The sequence below is a fragment of the Shewanella colwelliana genome, from assembly GCF_001735525.1.
In the GTDB taxonomy this organism is placed as follows: domain Bacteria; phylum Pseudomonadota; class Gammaproteobacteria; order Enterobacterales; family Shewanellaceae; genus Shewanella; species Shewanella colwelliana.
Window position 1 is genome coordinate 1 of record NZ_MCBT01000002.1, and the last position, 6,636, is coordinate 6,636.

The 6,636-nt window shown below is 40.9% G+C and carries 6 protein-coding genes; 2 read left to right on the plus strand and 4 right to left on the minus strand.

The annotated features are described in order from the left end of the window. Positions 1 to 16: 16 nt before the first annotated feature. Positions 17 to 1,125, minus strand: a protein-coding gene (locus BEL05_RS01410) for an IS3 family transposase (protein ID WP_139151799.1) whose coding sequence is annotated in 2 segments (ribosomal slippage) — positions 17 to 873 and positions 873 to 1,125 — 1,110 coding nt in all. Because the reading frame shifts where the segments join, the coding sequence is not laid out codon by codon here. A gap of 326 nt (positions 1,126 to 1,451) precedes the next feature. Between BEL05_RS01410 and BEL05_RS01420 the strand changes: the two genes are divergently transcribed. Further along, positions 1,452 to 1,664 (plus strand): hypothetical protein, encoded by a 213-nt coding sequence (locus BEL05_RS01420; protein WP_069670048.1) that lies wholly within the window; start codon positions 1,452 to 1,454, stop codon positions 1,662 to 1,664. 294 nt (positions 1,665 to 1,958) lie between these two features. Here the strand turns inward: BEL05_RS01420 and BEL05_RS01425 are convergent, their stop codons facing one another. Genes BEL05_RS01425 through BEL05_RS01435 form a run of 3 tightly spaced genes read right to left on the minus strand, consistent with a single transcriptional unit; the run spans position 1,959 to position 5,321 of the window. Next, complete coding sequence (locus BEL05_RS01425; protein WP_069670049.1) at positions 1,959 to 2,417, minus strand: hypothetical protein; 459 nt, start codon at positions 2,415 to 2,417, stop codon at positions 1,959 to 1,961. Further along, complete coding sequence (locus BEL05_RS01430; RefSeq protein ID WP_245686915.1) at positions 2,414 to 4,468, minus strand: hypothetical protein; 2,055 nt, start codon at positions 4,466 to 4,468, stop codon at positions 2,414 to 2,416. Before BEL05_RS01430 ends, BEL05_RS01425 begins: the two co-directional genes overlap by 4 nt. A 1-nt stretch (position 4,469) precedes the next feature. After that, positions 4,470 to 5,321, minus strand: coding sequence for a hypothetical protein (locus BEL05_RS01435; RefSeq protein ID WP_245686916.1), 852 nt, complete (start codon positions 5,319 to 5,321; stop codon positions 4,470 to 4,472). Positions 5,322 to 5,450: 129 nt separating this feature from the next. Between BEL05_RS01435 and BEL05_RS01445 the strand changes: the two genes are divergently transcribed. Then, positions 5,451 to 6,628 (plus strand): IS3 family transposase gene (locus BEL05_RS01445; RefSeq protein ID WP_139151798.1). Its coding sequence is split into 2 segments (ribosomal slippage): positions 5,451 to 5,718 and positions 5,718 to 6,628, totalling 1,179 coding nucleotides; the frame shifts between segments, so codons are not numbered across the junction. The last annotated feature ends 8 nt before the right edge of the window (positions 6,629 to 6,636 follow it).

The following is a 6,636-nucleotide window of genomic DNA, read 5'->3' on the forward strand; positions in this document are numbered from 1 at the left end:
GGTAATCCCCCCATTTTTAATGGAGTTCAGAAGTAGACTTGTTAATTTGGGCTAAACGCTGCATGGGGGTTATTCCTCCCAATGCCATGTTTGGTCGTTCATTGTTATAAACCCAAAGCCATTCAGTTGCAAAGTTTTGTAGCTCGGTCACAGAGTCAAACAGGTAATGAGATAGCCAATCATAACGTACAGTTCTATTGTAGCGTTCGATATAGGCGTTTTGCTGAGGGTTGCCTGGTTGGATATAGCAAAGCGCTATTTGATGCCTCTCAGCCCAAGCTACAAGTAAACTGCTGATATACTCAGGCCCATTATCACACCGTATAGACTTCGGTTTTCCACGCCACTCAATGATCTGCTCAAGTGTTCTTTGCACACGGATTGCTGGCAAAGAAAAATCCACTTCGATAGCTAACCCTTCTCGATTAAAGTCATCGATCACATTAAATAATCTGACTGAACGGCCGTCTGCAAGTTGATCATGCATAAAGTCCATTGACCAACATTCGTTGGCTTTTTCAGGTACCGCTAGTGGCTGTGGTTTTTCACGAACCAATCGCTTCTTAGGTTTGATACGAAGGTTTAACTCAAGCTCACGATAAATTCGATAAACACGTTTATGGTTCCAACCAAAGCCTTTGACGTTACGTAGATGAAGAAAGCACAGGCCAAAACCCCAGTTACGTTGGTTGTTCGTCAATCGAATTAGCCAGTCAGCTATGACAGCGTTTTCGTCTGAGTTTTTAGGCTGGTAGCGATAGCAACTTTCGCTGACGTGGAAGGTGCTACAGGCCAAACGGATACTCACTTCCCTAGAGCTTACGGCGTTCCTTGCCATCTCGCACCGCAGAGACGGCTTTACCACTTTTTTGCCATGGCTTCCTGGATCAGCTCGGCTTTGAGTCGCTCTTCTGCATACATCTTTTTAAGGCGACGGTTTTCATCTTCTAGCTCTTTAAGTCGTCCCATTAACGAGGCGTCCATACCGCCATATTTGGAGCGCCATTTGTAAAAAGAGGCGCTGCTCATACCGTGCTCACGGCAAAGCTCTGGAACAGGTGAGCCTGCATCAGCTTGTTTAAGAATTGATAGTATTTGGCTGTCGCTAAATCTTGATTTTTTCATTGAGAATCTCCTAGTTACAGATTACGAGAAAATTCTACTTATGAACACCGTGGTTTTTCGGGGGGATTACCGAGCCTTTAAACAATTTCATCAGGCAAGTCGAAGATACCGAAGTTGTTATTGATTGGTTCCATGCTCATACTCCTATTCGCTTTAACCCGAAAAAGAAGAAATTTGTAGCACGAGGCGATGGTAAGTGGAGTATTACAACTGGCTTATCAAGTGAACTAATTATTGGCAAAAATGCGCTTGTAAAATACAGCAAACGCTTTAGCATCAAAACTGTCGAAGATTTAGACCGCGCATATAAAGCTGTTGAAACAAAAATGGCTGAACTTGATGCTCAGTATGAAGCTGACAGTAGTGTAATAACGCCCCATGATATTGAGCAAGTTCCTGAAATTAGTGAGCGAGAAAAAATAAAAGCATACTTAGCTGCTAACCCTGCGCTAGATGGCATGGGTAAATTTGGTATTCCGCAGAGTAAACACCGTTTTGGCATCTATGGCATGCCAACACCTAACCAATGGTCGCGCTGATTTTGCCATACAGGTTGCTCAACAGCGATGCCTAAAGCTTGGCCAACTCATGTCGGATTCCAATGTGCATAGAATAAGTTGGGTTGCATACGCTTTGTTCTCGTTTGTAATGCGTTACATGATCTGCACGTTAGAGGCTAAGTGTGAATAAGGTCAGAAAGAAGACAGAAAGTCTTGTAGATGACTTCTTTACTTGTACTTTCTAAGAAAGTTGCCGTTTTATCCATTCATTTATCATAAAATGATGAGTTAGTGGGCATATCCCATTTTTAAACGTTCTAAGTGAAAATCAGCTCATTTAATTGGTACAACCTTACTTCTCTTAAGCTCAGTGACTTTTTCTCTTAGGCTCGTATTTTCAAACTCTAAATCATCGATCTTTGCTAGTGCTTGTACCAACTTATCATTGAGGTGGTGCTGTGCAGCTGCAAAGTTGGCTAGTTGCTCTCTTACCGCTAAGTACTTCTCTTTGTAGTTTTGCTTAATGCGCTTCTGTTCATTGAGTTTAAGACGTACTGACTGAATTTCTGGTTGAACGTATTCGCCTTTAGCTTGATTAATATCGACTTTAACCTGTTTAACCTTTGCCACAAAATCAGGGTAGTAATAACCGCTACCATTACCTAGATTCGCTTCTTCTTCAACCGCTCGAACACTAAGCTTTCTAGTGGGAAGTATACGTTTTGGTTTTCCTTGTGTGATGCGCTCTAGCGCGGCCTTTAACGCAATTAAAGTGTTTTCACTTTTGCTCATAAATTCATTACCTTTAGATCCGGTACAAATGAGGTGAAGAACATATCAAAGTCAGCCATTACTTTTTCAGCTGCCCTGATCTGAGTAATGTAGTGGCTCTTGTCTGTCACTGAAATATCTTCCCCTAACTCCATGTAGCGAACCAAACTCTTGTGCCTTTTTTGCCACCATAATGCTTGGTCTTTGTCGATGATACTACCTTGCCCTTTGCAGTTAACACAGAACTGGGGCATAACTACACCTTCCATGTCACAGTCATAGCCATTCTTACAGTAGCTATGTGCTGTGCCATGTAATGTTAGAGTGCCTTTTTCTACTGCCGCATAAATAGTTTCCCAAGAACTATATATATGAGGCACATTTCCTCTCATTTTAATAATAGCTTTTCCCATTGTTCCCGATAGTGGTTGGTCTGAATGCCATTGTTGAAAGATTTTACTTGTTATCATTTCAGTATTAATTTCATCCAGATTTTTCTGCATGTCTATATCAAGCCTCAAATCTCGAAGACTCGCAAGTTGTCCTCCATTTGTATACCATTCCGTCATCGCCAAATATAAGTGTTTGAATTGCTGTTTAAGGGCTACTTTTGAACCAAGTCTATACTTGATGGTATAAAATGCTAATGAGCGGCGAAATTGGTGAGAACTTAACTTCCAAGGCTGTCCGATAACCACACTTTGTTTAATTCTGACTATAGATCTTGGATTGGAGACAAGACACTCTTGATAATCCTCTTGTGTAACCACAAAACCAATTTGTCTGCAAAAACGCTGCAACCTACTACTCCAATTTGAAATTAATACTGGCGGTTTGGAGCGAGCTATTCTGTTACACCAAAGGGTGTCAACGTAACGACTATCAGGGTAATTTATTTGTCTTCGCCAAGCCTTTGTTAATGTTGATGCCAATTCAATCGCTTGCTTCGCTATTGGGGCAGTGATCCAAGTTTCTCGTTTTTCACCTAACTTAAAGGTGTTCGATTGAAGCATGTGGAAGTCACGTCCATTAATGTTATCTTTGAAGTAGCTGTTGGGTGTGAGCTTGCCTAATTCAGAATCGCGCATTCCTGTAAATCCACCGCATACAATATAACAAGCCGTAATCAGTTGTCCCAAATAACGCTGAAAGTCATTAGCATTACTAAGTTTTATGCTTGGTATTTGAATAGAAAGTGAGTGAATTATTTCGCTTGACTTTAAAGGCTGGTTATCACATATGAGGAGTGCATAATTATGATTGTCAACAATATTGCCATTATCATCTGTGCAGCAGAATCTGAAACCTTTTTTAATTTTAGCATCAACAATATCCTTTCCTTTGAGGTAGTTCTTTTGAAGGTCCGACTCTACTTTGGCGATGCTCTTTTGGTAGGGTATCGCTTCCTCAATTAATTCAATGGCTTTCCCGTAAATGGCGTCACTCAATCGTTCCGGTATGACGAGAGTTTGCCGAGTATCTTTATCACTAAGTGCCTTTGATAACAATGTTGTTTCAATTTTTCCGCCAAGCCCAAATGAATACTTTAACCAAGGTTCAAGGCAGATAGCTCTGTTAATTGCGGCAAATATTGTTTTTAAACCCTGTTGGTGGCGATCTTGGGTTACTAGGTATGCTTTAAATGCCTCAAATGATTTATTATTTGATAATTCACTTAGCGAGTTTGCTTTTATTTGTTTAAGAAATCTATAGACTACTTTTATCGCAATTACTCTACTGTAAACTGTTGTGTATTTATGGGCTTGGCTTCTTACGCTTTTATGGAAAAGCCAGCCGTAAGCTAAAAGCTTGAATTCAACTAGCAGCTCTGGAGTGTTATCCCAATCTTGAAAATTAAAACTGCCAATCCCTTTAGGGGTTCGTGCGAAGGGCATAAGACACCACTTATTTTCTCCAAAACGGGCTGTTACTCCTCCATTTTTGTCGCGGCAGACTACCACCTCATTAAGCGAATCCCAATCTTTTAGATGGTATAGTCGAATAACATCCACATTTCCAACTTGATGCTGCCTTGGGAAGTCGCCGGTGTAAAGGTGTGGATTATGCATCATCTTACTCCTTAGCAGGTCGCGTAAGCGTTGTTGGTATCAAGTCTAGAATGGCGTTATTTTCCAGCCAAAGAGGGTGTAATCCTTCGTTGTTCAAAGTTTTTTCAGCTTGTTTTAAAATGTTTTTTTTGATTTTTGGCAAGATATTTTCTTGAATGTATGCAATTACATTTTCAAAGTTCTGTCGGTAATGATGAGCATTCAAATGTTGGTAAAGCGATTCCTCTATACTTGCTTTAAACGACAGTAAACACCAAATATCACTGACGGACTGGACGATGACTTGTTCTGAGCAGCCAAAACATTTCAATAAATCGGCACATGCCAGTTTCTCACCGTTTTTTAATGGATTTAGATGTTTTGCTTTTCGATTATATGCTTTAGATTTTTCTCCAAAGGGGTTAGCACAACTCCCTCCGTTTGGGGTTCGAGATAAGAGAGGGAAGTTCATCTTAAATTCTTCCTCAATAGTTAATACTTCGATCCCTAATGCCAAGCGCGCAGATTTTGCGCCTTGCTTAGTTTGTGCTTGTTCCTGCCTAATGACAGCTACATCTTGCATCATTCCATTATTGTTATGCTTATTGCCATTGGAGTAGTGTTTCCTGCGGGTTTGAGGGCTATTACCTAGCGTTATATCATTCACTAATTCACCTTGATACGCCGTGGTAAGTTGAGCGCCAGTTTCACGAAAGCGACTGATGATTGGTCTTAGTGTTCGCCCTGTCTGGTCAGTGAAGCAAAAGTACTTTTCTAGCCATTTGCTGGTGAAGTCTTGAAGTGTTACTGACTTAACTGGTTGCAGATTTTTATTTGCTATAGTCTGAAGCAATAATGCATCGTCAGAACTATCCAATACTTTTGAAACCTCAAGCAATTTATCGAAGAAAGATAAGCTGTATTTTGGTATGTCTGTAGTGGTACGGTGAATTTGGCCACCTAGTTAGAGGTGATATCATCACCTCATAAGTTAACAGGTGACACTATGAAAAAACGTACAAGAAGACTTTTTAGCGCAGAGTTCAAACTTGAATCAGCTCAATTAGTGCTAGATCAAAATTACTCAATTGTTGAAGCTGCTCAAGCCATGAGTGTAGGCAAATCAACCATGGATAAATGGGTTCGACAATTAAGAGAAGAGCGACAAGGTAAGCAACCTAAAGCATCACCTATATCACCAGAACAAATTGAAATTCGAGAGTTAAAAAAGCAACTCGCTCGCCTCCAAGAGCACAACGAAATATTAAAAAAGGCCACAGCTCTGTTGATGTCGGACTCACTGAACAATTCTTAATAATTGAGAAACTCAGGCAGAGCTACAGCATAAAAACATTATGCGAAGTGTTCAGTATTCATCGTAGTAGTTACAAATATTGGAAAAAGCGGCCAACAACCATTAATGCCGATAAAGTTAAACTTCGGAGCCTAGTTAGCGAAGTACACACTGCAAGTAATGGGTCGGCTGGTGCTAGAACCATTGCAGATATGGTTAGCCAGCAAGGTGTCTTGCTAAGCCGCTATCGTGCCACTAAGTTGATGAAAGAGCTTGGTATAGTTAGCTGTCAGGTTCCTAAGCACAAATACCGAAAAGGCACGCTAGAACATATTGAAACCCCTAATCACCTAGGTCGACAATTCGCAGTTACAGCTCCGAATGAAGTCTGGGTTGGTGATGTCACCTACGTGTGGGCTGGTAACCGCTGGATGTACTTAGCTGTTGTGATTGATCTATTCGCCCGTAAAGTGATTGGCTGGGCTATGTCATTATCACCTGATAGCCGTTTAACTGGCAAAGCGCTTACGATGGCCTATGAAGGTCGTGGTAAACCTAAAGATGTTATGTTCCATAGCGATCAAGGGACTCACTATACAAGCAGAAAATATCGACAACTTTTATGGCGATACCAGCTCAAACAAAGTTTATCTCGACGTGGGAATTGTTGGGATAATAGTCCAATGGAACGCTTTTTTAGGAGCCTTAAGACAGAATGGATACCAACAACAGGGTATCGTAATTTTACAGAAGCTCAGAACGAAATTACACGATACATAATTGGATATTACTGCCAGCTTCGTCCACATCAATATAACGGCGGACTGACGCCCAATGAATCGGAACGATTGTTCTGGTTAAACTCTAAGATCGTGGCCAATATTAGTTGACCACTACA